Annotated in this window: 18 protein-coding genes; 4 read left to right on the top strand and 14 right to left on the bottom strand. The window is 70.8% G+C overall.

What is annotated here, in order from left to right; translation table 11 throughout:
* Window positions 1-155: 155 nt before the first annotated feature.
* The 5 genes from WH07_RS27485 to WH07_RS27465 form a co-directional block, all read right to left on the bottom strand.
* The gene (locus tag WH07_RS27485; protein WP_046505567.1) at window positions 156-1,958 is read right to left on the bottom strand and encodes an alpha-galactosidase D; all 1,803 of its coding nucleotides are present in this window, start codon (window positions 1,956-1,958) and stop codon (window positions 156-158) included.
* 117 nt (window positions 1,959-2,075) lie between these two features.
* Window positions 2,076-3,002 (bottom strand): carbohydrate ABC transporter permease, encoded by a 927-nt coding sequence (locus WH07_RS27480; protein WP_046505564.1) that lies wholly within the window; start codon window positions 3,000-3,002, stop codon window positions 2,076-2,078.
* Window positions 2,999-3,958, bottom strand: coding sequence for a carbohydrate ABC transporter permease (locus WH07_RS27475; RefSeq protein ID WP_046505562.1), 960 nt, complete (start codon window positions 3,956-3,958; stop codon window positions 2,999-3,001). The genes WH07_RS27480 and WH07_RS27475 overlap by 4 nt, the downstream gene beginning before the upstream one ends.
* Window positions 3,959-3,979: 21 nt before the next feature.
* Complete coding sequence (locus WH07_RS27470; protein WP_046505560.1) at window positions 3,980-5,290, bottom strand: ABC transporter substrate-binding protein; 1,311 nt, start codon at window positions 5,288-5,290, stop codon at window positions 3,980-3,982.
* An 8-nt stretch (window positions 5,291-5,298) separates the two neighbouring features.
* Window positions 5,299-6,474, bottom strand: a complete 1,176-nt coding sequence (locus tag WH07_RS27465) for an ROK family transcriptional regulator (protein ID WP_046505557.1) — start codon at window positions 6,472-6,474, stop codon at window positions 5,299-5,301.
* Window positions 6,475-6,652: 178 nt separating this feature from the next.
* Between WH07_RS27465 and WH07_RS27460 the strand changes: the two genes are divergently transcribed.
* Entirely contained in the window at window positions 6,653-8,776 is a 2,124-nt protein-coding gene (locus WH07_RS27460; RefSeq protein ID WP_046505554.1) for an alpha-galactosidase, read from the top strand.
* Between the two features lie 243 nt (window positions 8,777-9,019).
* On the opposite strand, the gene WH07_RS27455 is transcribed toward WH07_RS27460, so the two are convergent.
* Together WH07_RS27455 and WH07_RS27450 are read right to left on the bottom strand one after the other, a co-directional pair.
* A complete protein-coding gene (locus WH07_RS27455) occupies window positions 9,020-9,235 on the bottom strand; it encodes a ferredoxin (RefSeq protein WP_079023605.1) in 216 nt (71 codons plus the stop codon).
* 3 nt (window positions 9,236-9,238) lie between these two features.
* Window positions 9,239-10,438: a cytochrome P450 gene (locus WH07_RS27450; RefSeq protein ID WP_046505549.1), complete on the bottom strand. Its 1,200-nt coding sequence runs from the start codon at window positions 10,436-10,438 to the stop codon at window positions 9,239-9,241.
* 194 nt (window positions 10,439-10,632) lie between these two features.
* Here WH07_RS27450 and WH07_RS27445 point away from each other — a divergent pair, with 194 nt between their 5' ends.
* Entirely contained in the window at window positions 10,633-11,271 is a 639-nt protein-coding gene (locus tag WH07_RS27445; RefSeq protein WP_063775842.1) for a TetR/AcrR family transcriptional regulator, read from the top strand.
* 30 nt (window positions 11,272-11,301) lie between these two features.
* On the opposite strand, the gene WH07_RS27440 is transcribed toward WH07_RS27445, so the two are convergent.
* From WH07_RS27440 to WH07_RS27430, 3 genes are read right to left on the bottom strand one after another with little or no spacing between them, the layout of a single operon-like run.
* Window positions 11,302-11,679 carry a hypothetical protein gene (locus tag WH07_RS27440; RefSeq protein ID WP_046505547.1) on the bottom strand — a complete coding sequence of 126 codons (378 nt, stop codon included), beginning with the start codon at window positions 11,677-11,679 and terminating at the stop codon, window positions 11,302-11,304.
* Window positions 11,679-11,921, bottom strand: coding sequence for a hypothetical protein (locus WH07_RS27435; RefSeq protein WP_046505544.1), 243 nt, complete (start codon window positions 11,919-11,921; stop codon window positions 11,679-11,681). The genes WH07_RS27440 and WH07_RS27435 overlap by 1 nt, the downstream gene beginning before the upstream one ends.
* Window positions 11,922-11,965: 44 nt before the next feature.
* Window positions 11,966-13,711, bottom strand: a complete 1,746-nt coding sequence (locus WH07_RS27430) for a DUF885 domain-containing protein (protein ID WP_046505541.1) — start codon at window positions 13,709-13,711, stop codon at window positions 11,966-11,968.
* Window positions 13,712-13,879: 168 nt separating this feature from the next.
* On the opposite strand from WH07_RS27430, the gene WH07_RS27425 reads away from it, so the two are divergent.
* Complete coding sequence (locus WH07_RS27425) at window positions 13,880-15,358, top strand: M20/M25/M40 family metallo-hydrolase (RefSeq protein WP_046505537.1); 1,479 nt, start codon at window positions 13,880-13,882, stop codon at window positions 15,356-15,358.
* On the opposite strand, the gene WH07_RS27420 is transcribed toward WH07_RS27425, so the two are convergent.
* The gene (locus tag WH07_RS27420; protein ID WP_046505535.1) at window positions 15,261-16,583 is read right to left on the bottom strand and encodes an amidohydrolase; all 1,323 of its coding nucleotides are present in this window, start codon (window positions 16,581-16,583) and stop codon (window positions 15,261-15,263) included. The genes WH07_RS27425 and WH07_RS27420 overlap by 98 nt on opposite strands.
* Window positions 16,584-16,749: 166 nt before the next feature.
* Between WH07_RS27420 and WH07_RS27415 the strand changes: the two genes are divergently transcribed.
* Entirely contained in the window at window positions 16,750-16,926 is a 177-nt protein-coding gene (locus tag WH07_RS27415) for a thiazolylpeptide-type bacteriocin (protein WP_046505532.1), read from the top strand.
* 176 nt (window positions 16,927-17,102) lie between these two features.
* Here WH07_RS27415 and WH07_RS27410 read toward each other — a convergent pair whose 3' ends face one another.
* From WH07_RS27410 to WH07_RS27400, 3 genes are read right to left on the bottom strand one after another with little or no spacing between them, the layout of a single operon-like run.
* Window positions 17,103-19,082 (bottom strand): TOMM precursor leader peptide-binding protein, encoded by a 1,980-nt coding sequence (locus WH07_RS27410; RefSeq protein ID WP_079023604.1) that lies wholly within the window; start codon window positions 19,080-19,082, stop codon window positions 17,103-17,105.
* The gene (locus WH07_RS27405; RefSeq protein ID WP_046505528.1) at window positions 19,079-19,834 is read right to left on the bottom strand and encodes an ABC transporter permease; all 756 of its coding nucleotides are present in this window, start codon (window positions 19,832-19,834) and stop codon (window positions 19,079-19,081) included. The genes WH07_RS27410 and WH07_RS27405 overlap by 4 nt, the downstream gene beginning before the upstream one ends.
* The gene (locus WH07_RS27400) at window positions 19,831-20,886 is read right to left on the bottom strand and encodes an ABC transporter ATP-binding protein (RefSeq protein ID WP_079023603.1); all 1,056 of its coding nucleotides are present in this window, start codon (window positions 20,884-20,886) and stop codon (window positions 19,831-19,833) included. Before WH07_RS27400 ends, WH07_RS27405 begins: the two co-directional genes overlap by 4 nt.
* Window positions 20,887-20,906: the final 20 nt, after the last annotated feature.

Genomic DNA, 20,906 nt, shown 5'->3' with positions numbered 1-20,906 from the left:
GGAGGGGGCCGGTGCGGGGCCTGTGGCTTCAGGGCCCCGCACCGGTGTTCGGAGCGGTGTACGGCTCGCAGCGGGCGGGCGCGGCTCGATGCGGGAGGTGGCTCAGGGTGCGGCGCGGCTCAAAGCTCCTGTACGGGTCGAAGCTCGCGTACGGCTCAGAGCTGCGGTACGGCGATCCGGTCGATGTCCGGCGCGTAATCCTCACCGCTGTCGAAGGTGATCGTGTTCTTGCCCGCCTTGAGCGTCACCGGGACCGTGACGGTCTCGACGGTCCCCCAGTCGGCGGTGGCGGGGAATTTCAGCCCGATGGCGCCGTTCCCGTTGCTGGAGATCTTCGCCGGGCGCGCGTCACCGCTGATGTAGGACACCTCGATCATGTAGTGGCCGGCCTTCGTCGCCACCACATCGTTGAACTGGAGCTTTCCGCCCTGGTAAAGATTGCCGACCTTGCGCTCGCCCGAGCACGCGCCGCAGTCGGCGGCCGAGGCGTTGCCGCTGAGCGTGTTGGCCGGGGACTCGGCCTCGTAGGCCGTCTTCTCGAACGCGGTTCCCCGCGGGGTGACGGTGAACAGACGCGAGCCGTGGGCCGGCAGGGCCTGGGTCACCTTCTCCTTGAACGTACCGAGGTCCTGCTTGTTCCAGACGTCGCGGACCGCGGCCCGGCCCGTGAATCCCAGGGACTGCCAGTCGGCGGTCACGGCCGCGGAGGCGTCGGCAAGGTTGAACAGGGCGACGGTGTAGCTGCCGTCGGCGTTCTTCGCGCTCCAGACCTGCTGGTCGCCGGTGGCGGTGACGGGCCGCGCGGGCGGGGTGCTGCCCTGGTTGATCGCGATGACGTCCTTGTTGGTCAGCAGCGAGACGCCGTAGTCGTCGAGGCGGGTGAGATCGTCACCGGTGTAGAGGGGCGACTTGGCGATGGCCCACAGGGTCATGTAGCTCTGCCGCTCGGCCTTGGTCAGGCCGTCCATCTCGCCGTTGCCGACATCGATGGCATCGAGGTCGTTCCAGCCGCCGGGGGCCGCGAACCGGCTCCACTTGGGCGCGTCGTCGAACCGGTCGTCGACCGAGTTCTCCCACGAGACCAGGGTGTTGCAGTAGCACTCGACGTCCGTGTCGATCCGCCAGCCGTTGGAGTACTTCTTCCAGTCGGCGACATGGCCGATGTCCAGCGACCAGGAGAGTTCGAGGTGGATGGGGCGTCCGGCCCTGGCGATCGCCTGCTGCCACGCGGCGACGTCGGCGACGTTGTTGTAGTTGTCGCCGCTCTTGAAGGAGCCCGGCCCGACGCCGTCGAGCTTGAGGAAGTCGTACCCCCAGTCCGCGAACATCTGCGCCTGCGAGTCGATGTACTTCTGCGCGCAGGGGCGGGAGAAGTCGAGCTTGTAGGCGCTGTCCCAGCCGTTGGTGGTGCGCAGGTCGCCGTAGACGATGTCCGCGGTCGTACAGCCCTCGGCGTTCCAGATGGGCACCGTACCCCCACCGTACGCCTCCTTCTCCAGGCCGACCGGGAGGTAGATGCCCGCCTTGAGGCCCTTGGCATGGATGTCGTCGGCGACGGGCTTCATTCCGCGCGGGAAGCGGCCGGGGTCGGGGGTCTGCCGGGCGTACGCGTCGAACTCGGGCTTCCACGCCATGTCGCGCCACCAGCCGGCGTCGATGTTGACGTATTCGTAGCCGTACTTCTTGAGCTTGGAGGCGAGGGCGCCGGCCTGCTTGAGGACGTTCTTCTCGGTGAGGTAGCTGTAGTCGCCGTCGGGGTTGAGCCCGGGGTACTTCGAGGACTGCATGCTCCAGCTCGTCCAGCCCATGTACGGCTTCTGGGCAGGGGCGCTGGACTTGGCCGCGGGAGCAGTTGTGGGCGTGGGAGTGGCCGCCACCGCCGCGGGGACGGCCGTGGTCAGACCTGCCGTGAGCGCGAGGACGAGCAGCGCTCTGAGGGAGTACGAGGGTGACCGCATGGGCCGGGACCTCCTGTTGTCGGGGAATGCGGGGCATGGCGGAGCGGGGCGGGCCGGAACCCGGCGCGCCTGCACGGGGGTTGCGGGCGGAAGCGGCGGCTCGTCGCCCGGTGCGGATCAGCCCTTGCCGGAGCCGATGGTCAGCCCGCTGATGAACTGGCGCTGGAGCGCGAAGTACACGATCAGCGTGGGGATCGCGGTCATCAGTGCTCCGGCCGCGATGAGATTGGGATTGGTGAAGTACTGGCCCTGGAGGTTGGCCAGCGCGGAGGTGATCGGACGCTTGTCGCCGGTCTCGATCAGCGCGAGCGACCAGAAGAAGTCGTTGTAGATCCAGATGGATTCCAGGGTGGCCAGCGCCGCGAACGCGGGGCGGCAGAGCGGCAGCACGATCTGGAAGAACTGGCGCCAGACGGGGGCGCCGTCGACCAGTGCCGCTTCGGTGATCTCCTTGGGGATCGTCCGCATGTAGTTGCTGAGGACGAAGGTGCAGAAGCCGCACTGGTAGGCGATGTGGATCACGATGATGCCCCACACCGAGTTGTAGAGCAGCAGCGAGTCGCTCATCCACCAAGGCAGCGGGATCAGCAGATAGAGCCGGTACAGCGGGGTGATGAGCACCTGGGCCGGCAGCAGGTTGCCCGCCGTGAAGAGCATCAGCAGGACGATGTTCCACCGGAAGTCGAAGCGGGTGACGAAGAAGGCCACCGCGGCGGAGAACAGCAGGGTGCCGAGCACCGCGGGGATGGTGATCAGGACGGAGTTCCAGAAGAAGTGCGGCATCCCGGACTGGTTCCAGGCGTCCGAGAAGTTCTCCAGGCTCAGCCCGCGCGGCCAGGAGAGATAGCCGTGCCTGCTGGTGTCCTCGTACGGCCGCAGCGAGGTGTAGACGGCCCAGAGCAGCGGGACGAGCCAGAGCAGGGCGATCCCGCCGAGGAGCAGATGCCGGCCGGCCTGGCTCCTGGGGCGGGAGGGTCCGGTGTCCCGGGGCGGGGTGCGGCGGGACCGTGAGCCGGCGGCCGGCGGTGTGGCGGTCGCGGTCACTGGTCCTCCTTGCGGAAGTTCTGGAAGAGGAAGGTCCCGATGGCGGCCAGGGAGACGAGGAGCAGGACGACCGCGAGGGCGGAGCCGTAACCGATGTGGCTGGACTCGCCGATGATGTTGTCGGTGATCAGGAGGGAGAGCAGTTCCATGCCCGGCTTGCTGCCGACGCCCCCGCCGAGCACGTACACGATGTCGAAGGCCCGCAGCGACTCCATGACGGTGACGACGAGGATGATGATGTTGACGGGTTTGAGCGCGGGGAAGACGACGCGCAGGAAGGTCTGGCGGCCGTTGGCGCCGTCGAGCGCGGCGGCTTCCTTGAGCGCGGGGTCGAAGCCCTTCAGCCCGGCCAGATAGAGGATCATGATGTAGCCGGTGTGCCGCCAGGCGGAGGCGACGAGCACGGCCCACAGATTGAGGTCGGGATCGCCCAGCCAGTCGATGTGATGGCCGGGTGCCACTCCGTTCAGAACGCCGTTGAGCAGTCCGTTGTCGGGGTTGTAGATGATCTCCCAGATGAAGCCGACCACGGCCAGGGAGAGCACCATGGGCAGGAAGATCGCGGTCTGGTAGATCCGGGTGAAGCGGATCTTGCGGTCGAGCTGGTACGCCAGGAAGATCCCGAAGGGGGTGGGCAGCAGGGCCGTGAACAGCAGCCAGACGACGTTGTGCCGCACCGCGGGCCAGAACGGCGGGTAATTGGTGAAGATCTCCTGGTAGTTGCCCAGTCCGGTCCAGTGGATGTCGGAGAGGGCGATGCCGTCCCAGCTCGTGAAGGACAGCCCGACGGAGGCCAGGGCCGGCAGCCAGACGAAGACCAGCAGGGCGATGAGCGGGATCCCGATGAGGACCGCGAGGAAGACTCGGTCGCCGGGGCCGAGCCGGCGCGGCCTGGGCCGGGCACGCGGTGGGGCGGAGGACGCCGGGGAGGGCGGCGCGGGGCGCACGGAGGACATGTGGAACCTTCCGGGTCCTGGTCAGGCCGTGAAGAAGCGCGAGCGCTGCGACTCGATCGTCTTGAGCAGGGCCGAGCCGTCGTCGGGGTGGCCCAGCCACTGGGTGAGTCCCGGCAGGACGACGGTGGAGATGAAGCCCGGGTCGCTGTCGCGGTCGCCGAACTGGGTGATGTGCTTGGCTTCGGCGATGAGTTCAGCGGACTTCTTCTGGAGGGCGTTGTACGAGCCGGTGTCCGCCTGCGAGTTGACGGCGACATTGCTCGGGTCGACGCCCATGTAGAGATTCTCGGCCTTCGCGCTGCCGAGGAACTCCAGCAGCCGGTTGGCCGCATCGAGGTTCTTGGGCCGGCGGCTGAGCATGAAGCCGTCGGTCGGCGCCTCGACGGTGTCCTGCCCGAAGGACGGGTCGATCTCGGGAAAGGCGAAGAAGTCGATGTCTTCGCGCAGCTTCTCGTCGGTGATCTGCTGGCCGAGGAAGAGCCCGATGACCGCCATGCCGGACTTCTTGTCGAGGAGTGACTGGGCTGCGTCCTGCCAGGAGCGGCCGCCCGCGCCCTGCTGGTAGTAGGGGCTCAGTTCGCGCCAGAGGTCGAGCGTCCTGACCGTACGGGGGTCGGTCCAGGCGACCTCGCCGCGCATCAGCGACATGTGGAAGTCGTAGCCGTTGGCGCGGAGATTCAGATAGTCGAAGGCGCCGAGGATGGACCAGCTGTCGCCGCCGCCGTAGCCGGACGCGATGGGCGAGAGGCCGTCCTTCTTCATCCGTTTGGCGAGCGCGGTGAACTCGCTCCAGGTGCGGGGCTCCTCGTAACCGCGCTCCTGGAACAGGCTCTTGCGGTAGAAGACGGCCCACGGATAGTTGTAGAGCGGTACGAAGTAGTACTTGCCGTCCAGTCCGCGGGAGAGCTGCTTGGCGGCGTCGCTGAAGCCGGCGCCTATCTTCTCCCACACGTCGTCGACGGGGTGGGCGAGGCCCTTCTTGGCGAAGTACTGCATGCGGTAGCCCGCGAACCAGGTGAAGACATCGTCCGGCGTGCCCTGGAGATAGGTGGAGATGCTCTTCTGGAAGGTGTCGTGGTCGACGGTGTTCGTCTTGACCGTCAGCCCGCTCTCCTTGGTGAAGGCGCTGGTGACGGCCGCGTAGGCGGACTTGGGGGTGGCGTCGGCCCCGTTGGATCCGAAGGTCACCGTCTTCGGGTCGGCCGAGGGTCCGCCGCCGCAGGCGGTCAGCACGGGCGCGGCAAGCGCCGCGGCGCCGATGCCCAGCGCGCCGCGGACCACACCGCGGCGGCCGGGCCCACTGGCGGGCGAGGGGGTGCGGCTCAGCGTCATCGCTACTCCTATTGCGTGTCTGTTCCGATGAAGGACTGGATGGCGGTGGCCGCGGCCCCGCGCGCCCACTCCTCGAAGGGCAGCGGACGTGTCATCACGTCGCACTGTGCGGCGGTCCCGAAGGCGGACGCGGTGAACGCGTCGCGGATGTGCTCGGCGAAGAGGTCGTACGCGGCGAGTCCCTCGCCGGAGATGATCACCCGTTGCGGTCCCAGCACATTGACGACGGCCCCGATGGCCCGTCCGATGGCCTCGCCGGCCCGGGCGTACACCTCCCTGGCTCCGGGGTCGCCCCGGTGGGCGAGGTCCAGGGCCTGGTCCGAGCCGGTGACCGGCAGGCCGGTGACCTCCCTGACCCGGCGGATGATGGCCGCGTCCCCGGCGATCGCCTCCACACAGCCGGTGTTGCCGCAGTGGCACGGCGGGCCCAGCGGGTCGATGGAGAGATGGCCGATCTCGCCGGCCACGCCGTGCGCGCCGGAGACCACCCGTCCGTGCACCACGAGCCCGCAGCCGATGCCCGCGCCCACGGTCACCAGTGCGAAGTCGGAGATTCCGGCCCCGGCGCCGAACCACTGCTCGGCGACGGTCAGCGCCCGTACGTCGTTGTCGACCGTGACCGGCAGCCCCGTGACCGTACCGGCGAGTTCGGCGAGCGGTACGTCCCGCCAGTCCAGGAACGGCGAGTAGCGCACCACCCCGGCGCCGCGGTCCACATCGCCGGAGACCGCGAGGCCCACTCCCCGTACCTCCACGCCGAACCCGTCGGCCTCGGTGAGGAGTTCCTGTACGAGTCCGGTGATCGAGGCGAGTACGGCGCCGGGATCGCGGGCGGTGAGCGGGAGATGCCGGGCGACCCGGATACGGCAGCAGAGGTCGGCGAGGACCGCGATGATCTCGTCGCCGGTCACCTTGACCCCGATGAACAGGGCCCTGCCGCCGTCCACCCGCAGCGGGTTGGCGGGCCGTCCGAGGGCGGGCCGTGACTCCTCGTCGACACCCTCGACCAGATAGCCGGCTTCCATCAGCGGGCGTACCGCCTTGGTGACCGCGGCCGAGGAGAGTGCTGTCCGCCGCGCTATCCCGGTCCGGGTGAGCGGGCCGTGGGACAGCACGGTGGTGAAGACGAGGGAGGCGGCCGGTGTCGGTACCGGAACCGCCTCGGTGCGAGGCGTCGAGCGCATGGCCGAAACGTAGGTGGGTTCTTTTCCGCTGTCAATGAAAGAAGCAAGCTCCTTTCGAAGTGCCAACCCGAAGCAACATGATCATGCAAATACGAGATTCGTCCTGGGTATTGACAGGTGATCGAAGGGACGATTGGCTGCGCACGGCTCTCGTGGTGCTACTCGAACGTGAGGATCCATGCCTGTGATCTCCTTCGCCCCGGACTCCGGGGTCTGGCTGCTGTCCACTCCGCGCACCTCGTACGCGCTGCGGATCGACGAGACGGGAGCGCCCTGTCATCTCGCGTGGGGGCCACGGCTGACGCTCGACGAGGCACGGGAACTGGCCACTCCCCCGGCCCCGGCGGCCAGCAGCTTCGAGGGGCGTCCGCCCGTCGGTGAGGAACTGCCGGTCGACGGCGGGGCCCGGTTCGGTCCGCCGTCGCTCCAGGTACGGTTCGCCGACGGCACCCGGGCCGTCGAATGGCTCCCTGTCGGGCACAGTACCGAGGAGCCTCCCGCACACGGATCCGCCGAACTGGTACTGGAGTTCAGGGACCGGCACTACCCCTTGGAGATCGGCCTCCACTACCGGGTCCACGACGACAGCGATGTGATCGAACGCTGGACCGTGCTGCGCAACACCGGCGACGCTCCCGTCGCGCTGCCGCGTGCCGACTCCGCCGCGTGGACGCTGCCGGCCAGGGAGGACTACCGGCTGAGCCATGTCACGGGACAGTGGTCGGCCGAGACCCAACTGCGCAGGGAGCGGCTGCCGTTCGGCGAGACCGTCCTCACCAGCAGACGCGGAATCACCAGCCATCACGCCAATCCCTGGGTGATGGTGGACCCAGGCGACGCGACCGAGGAACACGGGGAGGTGTGGAGCGCGGCCCTTGCCTGGAGCGGCAGTTGGCGCGTCACCGTGCAGCGCACCCCGGACGGCAGGGCGGGCTTCACCGGGGGCGCCGGTCTGGACGGTACGGTGCTGCCGCTCGGGCCCGGTGAGGAGTTCACCACGCCGGCGTACGCCGGGCTCTACACCGACGGCGGCTTCGGCGCGGCGAGCCGGGCCTGGCACGCGTACACCCTCGCGCATGTGCTGCCGCACGCCGAGGAGATCCGGCCTGTGCTCTACAACTCATGGGAGGCGACCGGCTTCGATGTCGACGAGGCGGGGCAGAAGGCACTCGCCGCGCGGGCCGCGGCGCTCGGTGTGGAGCTGTATGTCATGGACGACGGCTGGTTCGGCGCGCGCCGCAGCGAGCGGGCCGGGCTGGGCGACTGGACTCCGTCCCCCGACCGCTTCCCCGGCGGGCTCAGGCCGCTGGTGGAGGAGGTGCACCGGCTCGGGATGCGGTTCGGGCTGTGGGTGGAGCCCGAGATGGTCAATGCGGACAGCGATCTCTACCGCGCGCATCCCGACTGGGTCCTGAACTTCCCGCACCGTACCCGCACCGAGCTGCGCAGCCAGCTCGTGCTGAACTTCGCCCGCCGCGAGGTCGCGGACTGGGCGTACGGCCGGCTCACCGAGCTGGTCGGCGCCCATGGCATCGACTTCCTCAAGTGGGACATGAACCGCGCGCTGAGCGAGGCGGGCTGGCCGGAGGAGGCGGACGGCGCGGACCGCGTCGGAACGGCGTACGTCCGCAATCTGTACGGGGTTCTCGACCGGCTGCGCGCGGACCATCCCGCGCTGCGGATCGAGTCGTGCAGCGGCGGGGGCGGGCGGGTCGACCTGGGCATTCTGTCCCGTACCGACCAGGCGTGGACCTCGGACAACACGGATGCCGCGGACCGGGTCCTGATCCAGCACGGATACGGGCAGCTCTATCCGGCGCGGACCATGGCCGCGTGGGTGACGGATGTGCCGAACCAGCTCACCGGACGGTCGGTGCCGCTGCGCTTCCGCTTCCATGTGGCGATGGCCGGGGTGCTGGGGGTCGGCGGCGATCTCACCCGGTGGTCGGACGACGAACTGGCGGAGGGCGCCGAGCTGGTGGCGCAGTACAAGCGCGTACGGCATCTCGTCCAGCACGGCACACTGCACCGGCCGCGCGGTCCGGTGGACGACGGGCCGACGGCGGTGCAGTACACCGCGAAGGACCGGAGCGAGGCGCTGCTGCTGGTCTGGCGGCGGGCGCCGCGCCATGGCGCCGCGTGGCCCGCGCTCCGGCTGGCGGGACTCGACCCGGCGGCCCGCTACCGCGACACGCGCACCGGCACGGTGCACTCGGCGGCGGTACTGACCGGGTACGGGTACGCACCGGAACTGCCGGCCGGGGACTGGGCGAGCACGGCGGTGCATCTGGTGCGGGTGTGAGATGCGGCGGGCGGCTGAGTGGTCCAGTGGCCGAGCCACTGGGCCACTGCGCCGCTGAGTCTCCGGGGCCGGTGGACCAATGGCCCGGTGGCCGAGCCAGTGCGCCACTGCGCCGCTGAGCCGTGGGCCGGTGGGCGAGCGGCCCAGCGGGCTCGGTGGCTGAGTGGTCCGAGTGATCCGGAGACCGAGTGGGTGGTCCGGTGGCTCGGCCACTCAGTGGCTCGGTCACTCACCGGCCCGGTGTCAGGGGCGCGGGCCGATCTCCCTGCCGTCCTCGGTGACCGTGATCGCCGACGCCGGGCAGGAGTCCGCCACGTCGAGCACCGTCTCGTCAGGCTCGATACGGTCGGCCAGCGCCCTGGCCGTGTCGTCGTCCAGGGCGAAGATCCCGGGCGCAGCGCCCGCGCACATGCCCGAAGCGATACAGCGCTGTCCGTCCACCGCCACCCGCCAGCTCACCGGTCACCACCCGACCGGCATGGTGCGCGGCCCGCGCACGATCATCCGCCGCTTCCAGTCGATGTCCCCGGCGAGCCGCAGTCCGGGCAGCCGGGTGAGCAGGGCGCGCAGTGCCTCCTGCAGTTCCACCCGGGCCAGCTGGGCACCGAGGCAGTGGTGCACACCATGGCCGAAACCCAGGTGCTGATTGCCCTCGCGTTCGATGTCGAGGGTTCCGGGTGAGCTGAAGCGGATCGCGTCCCGGTTGGCCGCGCCCACCGCGACCAGCACCGGCTCGCCCGCCCTGACCAGGGTGCCGCCCACCTCGATGTCCTCGGTGGCGTAGCGCGGGAATGCGGCGCCCGCGCCGAGCGGCACGAACCGCAGCAGCTCCTCGACGGCGCCCGGGATCAGCGCCGGATCCTTGCTCAGCCGCCGGAGCTGCTCGGGGTGGTCGAGCAGCACGTACACGAAGTTCGGGATCTGAGTGGCCGTGGTCTCGTGCCCGGCGATCAGGATGCCGTCGCAGAGGTCGATGAGTTCCGTCTCGGAGAGGCGGTCGCCCACATCCCGGGCCTCGATGAGCGCGGACATCAGATCGTCGGCGGGCTCCTCCCGGTGCCGGGCGACCAGCCCGGCCATGTACGCGCGCAGCTCCTCACGGTTGCGGGCGAACTCCTCGGGGGTCAGCCCGCTGGTGGACAGCGCGGCGTCGCTCCACACCCGGAACAGCGGGCGGTCCTGCACCGGCACGCCCAGGAGCTGGCAGATCACGGCGACCGGGATCGGCAGCGCGTAGTCCTCGACCAGGTCGGCGGGCGGTCCCGCCGCGATCAGACCGTCCACGAGGCCGTCGGCGAGCCGGGCGATGTCGGGCCGCATCGCCTCCACCCGGTGGCCGGTGAACGCCTTGGCCACCAGGGTGCGCAGCCGGGTGTGTTCCGGTGGGTCCATGCTGAGGATTCCGCCCGTGCGCGGTTCGGCCCACTGGCGCGGTCCGTCGCGCCGCGCCTCCTCGGCACGGCTGAAGCGGCGGTCGCCCAGGACGAGCCGGGCGTCGGCGTAGCGGGTGACCAGCCAGGCCGGTTCGCCGTAGGGAAGCTGCACCCGGACCAGCCCGGGCAGCTCGCGGGCGCGGGCGTACTCCTCGGACAGCTCGATGCCGTCCGGCGGGTTGAAGGGGTAGTCGGCGGGAGCGGCCCATGTCTCATGCAACTGGGTCATTGCGGAGCCCCGATCGTCGGCGTTGTAAGCGCTCGATTACAAACGGTATGAGTGGGTTCCGGGCTCGTCAACGGCGCCACTTCGGACACATTCCGGGTCCGTGCGGCACTACGGTGTCCGGTGCACGGCGGGCGCGGGGCCGGTGCGCGGGATGCGGTCGGGGCGCCGGGCGCGGAAGTACGGGGGGGTACGGCATGGCCCAGCAGGGGGCGGAGCGCCGGCGCGACGCGGCCGAGACCAGGCGGGAACTGCTGCGCGCGGCGGCGGAACTGTTCGCCGAGCGCGGCTTCGACCGCACCACGGTGCGCGACATCGCCCAGCGGGCGGGCGTCAACCAGGCGCTGGTCTTCCGCTATTTCGGTTCCAAGGAGGGGCTGTTCGAAGAGGTCATGGTGGGGGTGGGCCGTGACCAGCTAGCCCAGGTCCCGCCGGAGCGGCTGCTCCCCTCGGTGCTCGGCGCGCTGCTGGCGCCGGCCGAGGAACGTGACGGATTTCTGGAGGCCTTCCTCCGGTCGGGTGGCGGTGGTGGTGCGGTGTCCGACGTACGCCGCCGGCTCGGCGAGGACTACGCGGACACGCTCCGTACGCTGACGGATGCCCCGGACGCGGCGCTGCGGGCGGATCTGGCGCTGGCCTGGCTGCTGGGCATCGGGCTGATGCGGGTGGTGGCCCCCAAGGAGCCGCTGGCTTCGGCGGCCTCCGTCGATGTGAGCGCGCTTGTCCTGAGCGCGCTGGGCACATTGCTGGAGCGGACGGAAGGGGCCGGACGGGAGACTTCCGCGGCGGTCCCGGCGCCTCGGCACGAGGCCGGGCCGCAGCCTCAGGAGAGCTGAGGGCCACCGGAGCCGGTTCGGCCGGGCATCTCAGATGCGCCAGCCACGGATGTGCTCGGCCGCCTGGTAGACGCTGACCTTTCCCGACTGGACGGCGCGCACCAGCTCGACAAGCGCTCCGTACGGCGGATCGATCCCCTCGCCGGACGCGTGCATGTACGCGGCGACGACCTGGCACGCGTACAGGCTGTTGCGGTACGGCAGCGGCTCCAGCCGTACCAGCGTGTGGAAGAGGGCCGCCGCGCGCCAGGCTCCGTCGGGTTCGCTGGTGGCCGGCCGTGGGATCCGGGTCTTGTGCCGGGCGACGGCGGCGACCAGGGCCGAGTAGTCGGCGACGGACACATCCTCCGGAACGGCTTGTTCCTGTACGTCCAGGAGCCAGGCCACATCGATATGGAGCACGGGCATCAGGCGGCGTCCACCTGCCGGTTCCCATGATCGGAGGGTGGGAGCTCGTTCGCGAACGCCTCGTCGAACTCGGTCCTGTGCCGCTCGCCCCAGGTGACGGCGTACCGCACGAACTGGATCCGCTGCTGCTCGCGCAGCGGCAGATCATGGACGTACTGCTTGAGCGACTTGCCCTCGGCGGCCGCGGCGGCCCTGACCGCCTCCAGTTCGTCCTCGGTGAAGCTGATGTTGAGTGATGGCATGACCGTACGGTACCTAACCGGTACCGTCCTGGGAAGTGTCCAGGTCACAGCTTCGCGAGTCCGGCCTCCAGATCGTCCAGGCCCAGCGAGCCCTGGGAGAGCGCGGCCATGTGCCAGCGCTTGAGATCGAAGCCGGAGCCGTGCGCTCTGCGGGCCGCCTCGCGGCCGCGCAGCCAGGCACGCTCGCCGAGCTTGTAGCCGATGGCCTGGCCGGGCGCACCCAGGTAACGGATCACCTCGTTCTGTATGAAATGGCCGGGGCGTCCGCTGTGTGCCCGTAGGAAGTCACGGGCCAGCGCGGGGGTCCAGCGCTCGCCCGGGCGGAACGGCGAGTGCGCGGGGATCGTCAGCTCCAGATGCATACCGAGGTCGATGACGACCCGGGCGGCTCGCATGATCTGCATGTCGAGGTAGCCGAGCCGGTGTTCGGGATCGGAGAGGAAACCCAGTTCGTCCATGAGCCGTTCCGCGTAGAGCGCCCATCCCTCGGTGTTGGCGCTCACGGTCCCGACGCCTGTCTGGTAGCGGGACAGCCGGTCCGACAGATGGGCCCACTGGGCGAGTTGGAGGTGGTGGCCGGGGACGCCTTCGTGGTACCAGGTGGAGACCAGTTCGTACGTCGGGAAGCGCGTTCTGCCCATCGTCGGCAGCCAGGTGCGGCCCGGTCGGGCGAAGTCGTGCGACGGCGCGGTGTAGTACGGGGCGGGGCTGCTGCCCGCGGGGGCGAGGCAGGACTCGACGCGCCGCACCCGGTCCGCGATGTCGAAGTGCACACCGGCCAGCCGGTCGACGGCCCCGGCCATCAGGTCCTGGAGCCAGGCGCGCACCTCCTCATGTCCGACGACGGCGTGGCCATGGGTGTCGAGATGCTTCAGCACCGTCCAGGGGGTGGCGGCGTCCGGGAGGATCCTCGCCGCCTCGGTCCGCATCTCGGCGAGGAGTCGGTGGAATTCGGACCAGCCGTAGTCGTACGCCTCGTCCGGGTCGAGGTCGGTGCCGTTGAAGTACCGTGCGGAGACGGCGTACCGCTCCCGGCCGACCACGTCGGGAGCACCCTCGACGCCGGGCGCGTACACCGCGCTCAGCCAGTCACGCAGCCGCCCGACCCCCGCGGTGGCCTCGCGTGCCGCGCCCTCCAGTTCCTTGCGCAGCGGCTCCGGTGCCGGGGCGACGAAGTGGCTGAACCACACGCCGTTCCGGCTGAGCCACTCGTCCAGTTGCCGGATCATGGTGCTGATCAGCGACGGCCCGGCGGGCAGTCCGCGCCGCAGGCCTTCCGCGAGGGCGGCGCGATAGCCGTCCAGGGAGGCGGGAAGGGCACGCAGCCGTCCCGCCACGGCCCGCCAGTCCTCCGTGCTCTCGGTGGGGGTGAGGATGAGGGCCGTCCGGATCTGATGGACGGGCGAGTAGATGGTGGAGACCGCGCGGAGCGTCTCACCCGTCTCATGCGTCGCCAGCTCCGCGGTGAGCCGCTCGCGCAGGAGCCGGGCGCAGTCGCGCTCGGCCACGGCTTCACCGCCGGCCGCCGGGTCCGGGCCAGATGCCGAGTCCGGGCCAGATGCCGTCCGTCGGCCGGTCGCGGCCAACCGGCGCAGGGTGTCCCTGGCCAGCTCCGCGATCCGCTCGCGGCCCTCCGGGGAGTAGTCGGGCAGCCGGCCGTGGCTGCCCCGGTCGCCGAGGATCGTGCCGGTGACCGGATCCAGGGCGATCAGGGCGTCGACGTACTCGTCCGCGATCCGGCGCGGCAGGGGCTGTGACCGTGGTGTTGGCGAGGGCATGGCGTCGGACATGCGGTTCATCCTCGCCCCGAACGGCCGTGCGTATGCGGCCGAGGCGGCGCAACACCATGAAAACTGCCGTGTTCCCACCGGTGCCAAACCCGCCCGGCGCGGTTCACTTGTTGTGAGCCGCGTGCCCAACTCCCCTGTGGGCGCGGGCCGTTCGCGAGGAGTGTGCCCATGGAAACAGAAGCCGCCCATCGTGCCATCGCCGCCTCCGTCGCCCGTCTGATGCCGCAGGCGCGCGCCGAACTCGCCGAACTGGTCGCCTTCCGCTCGGTGGCCGATCCGGTGCGGTTCCCCGGGAACGATTGCGACGCCGCCGCGGACTGGCTGGCCGCGACCCTGCGCGCCGAGGGTTTCGAGGATGTCGCGCTGCTGGACACCCCGGACGGCTCCCGGTCGGTGTACGGCTCGCTCCCGGGCCCGCCGGCGAGCCCGACCGTCCTCCTCTGCGCGCACTACGACGTCCTGCCGCCACTGGACGAATCCGCCTGGAACACACCGCCGTTCACCCTGACCCGGCGCACGGACGGCCGGTGGTACGGGCGGGGTGCCGCCGACTGCAAGGGCGGCATCCTCATGCATCTGCTCGCGCTGCGCGCCCTGAGAGCGGGCGGGGACCTCCCGGTGAACGTCAAGCTGCTCGTCGCAGGCTCGCAGAAGCGGGGTACGGGCGGACTGGAGCGGTACGCGCGGGCGCACCCGGAGCTGCTGGCCGCCGACGCCGTGGTCATCGGCGCCACCGGCAACGTACGCGCCGGACTGCCGACCGTGACCTCGTCCGTGCGCGGTGCGGTGCTGGCCCGCGTCACGGTGGATCCACCCGGGCACACTCCGGACCGGACCCCGGCCGCTTACTCGGCGCCCTACAGGGCCGCACAGCACACACCTGACACGTTGAACACTCCCCACCTGCCCGACACACCGGACACACCCGACGCGCTCGCCTCCCTGCTCCGTACCCTCGCCTCCCTCCATGACCGCGAGGGCAACACGGTCGTCGACGGCCTCGACTGCCGGGGGCGCTGGCGCGGTGCGCCGTATCCGCGCAGACGGTTCCGCAGGGACGCCGAAGTCCTGTACGGCGTCCGCCTGTTGGGGTCGGACGCGATCGCCGACCGGCTCTGGGCCCGGCCCGCCGCGACCGTCGTGGGACTCGACTGCCCGCCGCCGGGTTCCGGCGGGAGTGCGAGAGCACTGCTCTGCCTCCATGTGCCGCCGGGGACCGACACCGGTACGGCCGCCGGACTGCTGGCCGCCCATCTGGAGTCGCACGCGCCGTGGGGTGCCCGCATACGGTGCGACATCGTCGGCGAGACACAGCCGTTCGGCGCGGACACCACGAGCCCCGTCTACACCGCGATGGCGGAGGCCATGCGGCAGGCGTACGGGCAGGAGATGCGGGTGGCCGGTCTCGGTGGCCCGGTCCCGCTCTGCGACACCGTGGCGGAACTCTGCCCGCGCGCCGAGATCCTGCTGATCGGTCTGGCCGAACCGGAGGCCCGTGTCCACACCGACAACGAGAGCGTGGACCCGCGTGAGCTGGAGCGCATGTCGGTCACCGAAGCGCTGTTTCTGTGGCGGCTGAGGAGCCGGCGCCGGCCCTGCCGCCCCTGCTCCCCAGCCAGGACAGTGCCGCTGAGGTCAGCGCCGTGATGCCGGTGGGCAGCGCGGTGCGGACGTCCGGGGCGAATTCGGGTGAGTGGTTCGGTGGCTGAGCCGCCAGCTTGTCCTCAGCCGAACCGGGGGTCCTGGCCCAGGTCTTCGGGCCGACCACCCCGAACATCCAGTAGGAGAGGGGGATTCCGGTCATCCCGTGCACGGCGGCGCCCGCGTCTCCGTAGAGCGGGAAGTCCTCGGTCGCCATGGCCGGTGGCCAGGCCGCCACACGCTCGGGACCGTACAGCTCCGTATGCGCACGGCGTACGGCCGCCGTGGCCGCCGGGTCGGGGTGGGTGACCGGGGAGCGGGACACGACAGTGATCTCCGGGTCACGGGGGCAGCCGGACGCGGCGCACTCCGCCCGTACGATCCGCTCCACCGAGGCGGTCATCCGGTCGAGCGCCCGCTCGGAGAGGGCGCGCGCGGTGATCCCGAGGGTCGCCAGATCGGGTACGAGATTACTGCCGGTGCCCGCGTGGAACGAGCCCACGTTCAGGGCCACTTGCTCGGTCGGCGCCGACTCTCGCGAGACCGCGCCCTGGAGCCGCAGCACGGCCGCCGCGGCCGTGAGCACCGGGTCCACGGCGAGGTGCGGAGTGCCCGCGTGCCCGGCGCGGCCATGGATGACGGCCTCGAAACCGACGCTGCCGGCCAGCATCGGACCGTACCCGTGGGCGACCATGCCGCCGGGCAGGGGCGCGGTGTGCTGGGCCAGTACGGCGTCCGGCCGCCCGAAGCGTTCGTACAGCCCGTCCTCCAGCATGGCCCGCGCGCCGGTGAGCGTCTCCTCGGCGGGCTGGCCGACGATCACGACCGTACCGTGCCAGTGCTCCCGGGCGCGGGCCAGCAGGGACGCGGCTCCCGCCGCCGCGGCGACATGCAGATCGTGGCCGCAGGCGTGGGCGGCCGGGCCGTCGCCGGCGTACGGCAGACCGGTGCGCTCCGTCAGCGGCAGCGCGTCGAGTTCCGCGCGGATCAGCACGCGCGGCCCGTCGCCGTTGCGCAGGACCCCGACGACGCCATGGCCGCCGACGCCCTCCGTCACCTCGTACCCCGCGGTGCGCAGCCACTCGCCCAGCGCGGCGGCGGTACGCCGTTCCTCGCCGGAGAGTTCGGGGTGGCGGTGCAGATCCAGATAGAGGGCGATCGCCGGGCGGAGGACCTCGGCCAGACCGCCGAGGACAGGGGCGTTCTCTCCGGGGTACGCGACAGGGCTCACCGGACCATGGTGCGGTACGGGCCGGGCCCGCCACGTACAGACCGCTGACACAAGTGGTCAGTGGAAGACGTGCCGTTCTGCAAGCGGGGTCCGCTGGAATACGGGTGTCAAGAGATCGGGCCTCCGTGGAACCCCCGGGGGCCGGGCCCTCCCATAAGGAGACATCATGGCTGACAAGAGCACCCTCGCCTCCCTCGCCGACGAGATCATGGAGCTCGAGTCGGAGACCTTCGAGATCTCCGACTACTCGGACGCCAGCGAGGTCGTCCTCGCGGGCTCGACGAGCTGCAGCTCGACGTCGACCTGCTCCTCCACCACCAGCACCACCTCCTGCAGCGCCTGATTTCCGGCGCTCCGCACAGGAGCGGGCGGCACCCGCGAACTCCCGCGCGGGTGCCGCCCGTTTCTTTTTTGTGCGGCCGGTACCGCTCGCGCCGCTCGTACGGCTCGTACGGTTTGTGGGGCTCGTACGGGCGCGTACGGCTTGTGCGGCACCGGGCTCACGGCCCGGGGGCGGGCCTACGGGAACGGGTGCGGCACCATCCGGATCTCCGGCTCCGTCAGCTCGGTGGTCCGGAGTCCGGCCCGGTGCGCGGCGGTTCGCAGCCGCGGCATCCTCGGCGCCCGCTGCCGCGTCCAGCCGAAGTCGATCGGAAGCAGGCCGGGGACGATCGTGGCCACGGTGCGCAGGCCGATGCGGTGCTGCTCCGGTGTGGTCTGGTCGACGACGATGACATCGTGCCCGGCGCGGACGAGTTCGTCCCGGCAGTGCGTCACATCGTCGCGCAGATCGCCGGTGCGCGGCCGGTCCCGCTCCTCCCACGTGCGGTAGACCTCGGCCATCGGCCGGACGGCGGACGGCTCCAGATAGCTGCGAACATGGCCGGTCATCCGCGGCAGACCGTAGAGCTGGGCATGGTCCTTGAGGTGCAGCACCTTGCCGAAGTCCTCGGCCATGGCGTCGAGTTCGGAGCGGCGCTCCTCGACCTGCCGGGGCAGGTGCGGGATATAGGTGAGGACCTCCGAGAGCGCTCCCTCCAGCGCCGCCGCGGGATCGAGGCTCGCGCCGGCGCCGAAGGAGAAGGTGCCGGGGCCGCCGTCGCGCCGTACGGCCAGACCGGTGACCACCGGGACCGCGAGATCGATCCGGTTGTCGAAGGCGTGGACGTCGTAGCCCTGGAGGGCGGCCCGGTCGATCATGGTGCGGACCGTGGGGTCGCCGATGGAGTCCAGGTCGATCTCGGTGAGCGGTGTGTTGCCGTACCAGGCGACCAGGAAGGCGTCCCGTTCGATGAGTTCGAGCAGACCGCCGAGGACCGCCTCCTCCAGACAGCCGCCGATCGCGCAGCCGTTGGAACATTCGAAGACGAAGTTGTCGGAGGCGAGGCCGGCGCTGTAGTGGACGAGCCGGGCCGGTACGAGAAGGGCGCGCTCGTCGCGAAGTGAGTAGCCCCAGACCCAGGGGATGGCACGGGCGGGGTCGAAGGCGCTGACCATGGGGTCGTCGCGGTAGGTCTCGGGCGAGTAGAAGCCGCACTCGGCCGGGTCGAGCGCGGGCCGGCCGTCGGAGACGAGGTCGTCGTAGGACGCGGTGAGCAGGGTGGTGCCGGTGCGCCGGTGGGTTCCGGCGTAGCGCTCCAGGCCTTCCAGATACGCGAGATCGCGGCTGGCGTCGAAGCCGTTGGCCTGGCCGCTCCAGGTGACATCGGTGAGGCCCGCGTATCCGCGCATGAAGACGCTGCCCGCGACCGGGGCGGTGGTGGGCGAGGTGACATTGATCCAGGTGCCCGCGCCGAGCACCCCGGAGACGGGGTTGGCGAGTGCCGTGGCCGGCATCGGATACGAGGAGGCCGGCCGCAGCCGGTATGTGTCGGGGGCGGGCTTCGGCCGGCCGGCCAGGCCGAGCCGCGCCTCGTCCGGACTGTCGGTGCCGCGCGGACCGCAGAACTGGCACAGTGGATCAGCCAGTAGCGGATAGGTCCGTATCTCCAGTGTGGTGAGGTCGAGACGCGAGACCTGGGGGAGGCGCCGGTCGGCCGCCTCCGTGCCCGGCGGCTGTACGGAGTCCGCGAGGACAGCGGCACGGTAGAGGGCGTATACGGCGTCGACGGCGTACGGGGTGAGCGCGGGCCATGGTCCGCTCGCGCGGGTACGGGCACCGGTCTCCAGGGCGTCCCGTTCGGTACGGGTACGCAGCCGCTGCCAGCGCATGGCGAGGCACTGGCCGCAGGCGGCGGTGTCCGGCTCACCGCCCCAGGGGCCCACCAGCACGGCCTGCGCGGTGAGATGGACGGTGGCGCCGGGCCGCGCGTCGGCGTACGGGTCCTCGCCCCGGTGGCCGAGGACATCCGCGGCGCCCAGCGGCACCACGATGGGACCGGCGGCCGGGCCGAGCCGTTCGGCGAGCGCCCGCTGGAGCAGCTCGCGCGCCGCTTCCAGCGGTACCCGGTCCACGGCCGTCCCGCCGTCGCTCACAGAAGTCGTGGTCGGAGGCGTCATGTCTTGTTGCTCCAGCGGAACGTCCGCAGCGCGATCGCGCCGAAGATGACGGTGAAGACGACCAGTCCTCCGCAGCCCACCGCGATGTCGTCGATCCCGCCGCGGCCCGAGAGGGCGGCGGACACCGCGTCGTTGAGATAGCGCAGCGGCAGCACGCGGGAGACGGCCTGGAGCCAGGACGGCATCATGTCGAGCGGCAGGAACGACCCGGAGAGGAAGGCCATCGGCACCATCAGGCAGTTGGCGATGGCGGCGACCGCCTCGGGCGTCTCCGCGTACGAGCCGATGACCACGCCGATCGCGAGGAACGCGGTGATGCCGAGTACCAGCACGGGCAGCGCGAGCGGCCAGCGGGCGTTCAGTTCGAGGCCGAAGAGCGGCAGCATCGCCACCGCGACGAACACCACCGCCTGGACGGCGCCCACCGCCAGGGAGATCACATACCGGGAGGCCAGGACCGCGGGCAGCCTGGTGGGGGTCATCCGGATCAGCCGCAGCAGATCGTCGCGACGCCACTGCATCAGGGTGAACGCCACACCGAAGACGGCGGCGTTCGCCACGCCCCAGGACATCACGCCGGGCGCAATGTAGGAAATGTACGGACGGCCGGTCTCCTCGACCTCCTGGCCGCGGAAGATCAGTCCGAAGACGACCAGGAAGAGCAGCGGGAAGGCGAAGGTGAAGAAGAGGGTGGCCTTGTCCCGGACCTGGGCCCGGAAGCCGGCCCCCGTCAGTGCCGCGTACGCGCTCATCCCTGCCGCTCCATGTCCTCGGTGCCGTGCGTGCTGTTCGTGCTGTTCGTTCCGTGCGTGCTGTTCATGGCGTCGCTGCCCTGCGCACTCCGGGTGCTCTGCGTGCCTTCGGTGCCCGCCCCGCCGGTGAGTTCGAGGTAGACGTCCTCCAGCGTGGCCGTACGGGTCTGGACACCGTCCAGACCGATGAGCGCGTCGACCGCCTGGAGCACCTTGCCGGAGACGGCGGTCTCCAGGACGAGCGAGCCGCCCTGGACGGTGACCCGGTCGACGCCGGGTATGGCCGCCGCGTCCGCCTCGCTCATCCGCTCCGCGGGAATCATCAGCCGGGTCGGCGCGGCGGCGGCGCTCACAAGATGGTGCGGGGAGTCCAGGGCGACGACGGAGCCGTCGACCAGGATCGCGACCCGGTCGCAGAGCGCCTCGGCCTCGTCCAGGTGATGGGTGGTGTAGACGATGGTGCGGCCCTCGCTCTTGAGGTCCCGCAGCACCTTCCACAGATCGCGCCGGGCCTGCGGGTCCAGGGCCGCGGTGGGCTCGTCCAGGAAGATCAGCTCGGGTCCGTGGACCAGCGCGGAGGCGATGGCCAGGCGCTGGCGCTGGCCGCCGGAGAGGTTCTCGACCATCACGTCGCGCTGTCCGGTGAGACCGACCGATTCGAGGGTACGGTCGGCCGCCTCGCGTCCGGCTCCGTACAGCGCGGCGACGGTACGGAGGTGCTCGCGCGCGGTCTGCCGTACGAAGAAGGCGGACGACTGGGTCTGTACGCCGAGCCTGGGCAGCAGCGCCACATTGCGCGGCCAGGGCGACTGGCCGAGCACGGTGACGGTGCCGGAGTCGGCCTGGCGCAGCCCCTCCATGATCTCGACGAGGGTGGTCTTGCCCGCGCCGTTGGGTCCGAGGAGTCCGAAGAACTCCCCTCGGTTCACCTGGAGTGACACGCCGTCGACGGCCTGGCGGTCGCCGTACCGCTTGCGGATCGCGTCGGCGACGATCGCCGCGCCGGTGGCTGCGTCGTCCGGCACGGACGCCATGGTCCTGGCCTCGCTCATGTGCTTCTGCGCCCCTCGGG

Source organism: Streptomyces odonnellii, from assembly GCF_000981895.1.
Lineage (GTDB): Bacteria > Actinomycetota > Actinomycetes > Streptomycetales > Streptomycetaceae > Streptomyces > Streptomyces odonnellii.
The sequence above is the reverse complement of the archived record's forward strand: the minus strand, read 5'-3'. Positions and strand labels throughout refer to the sequence as shown.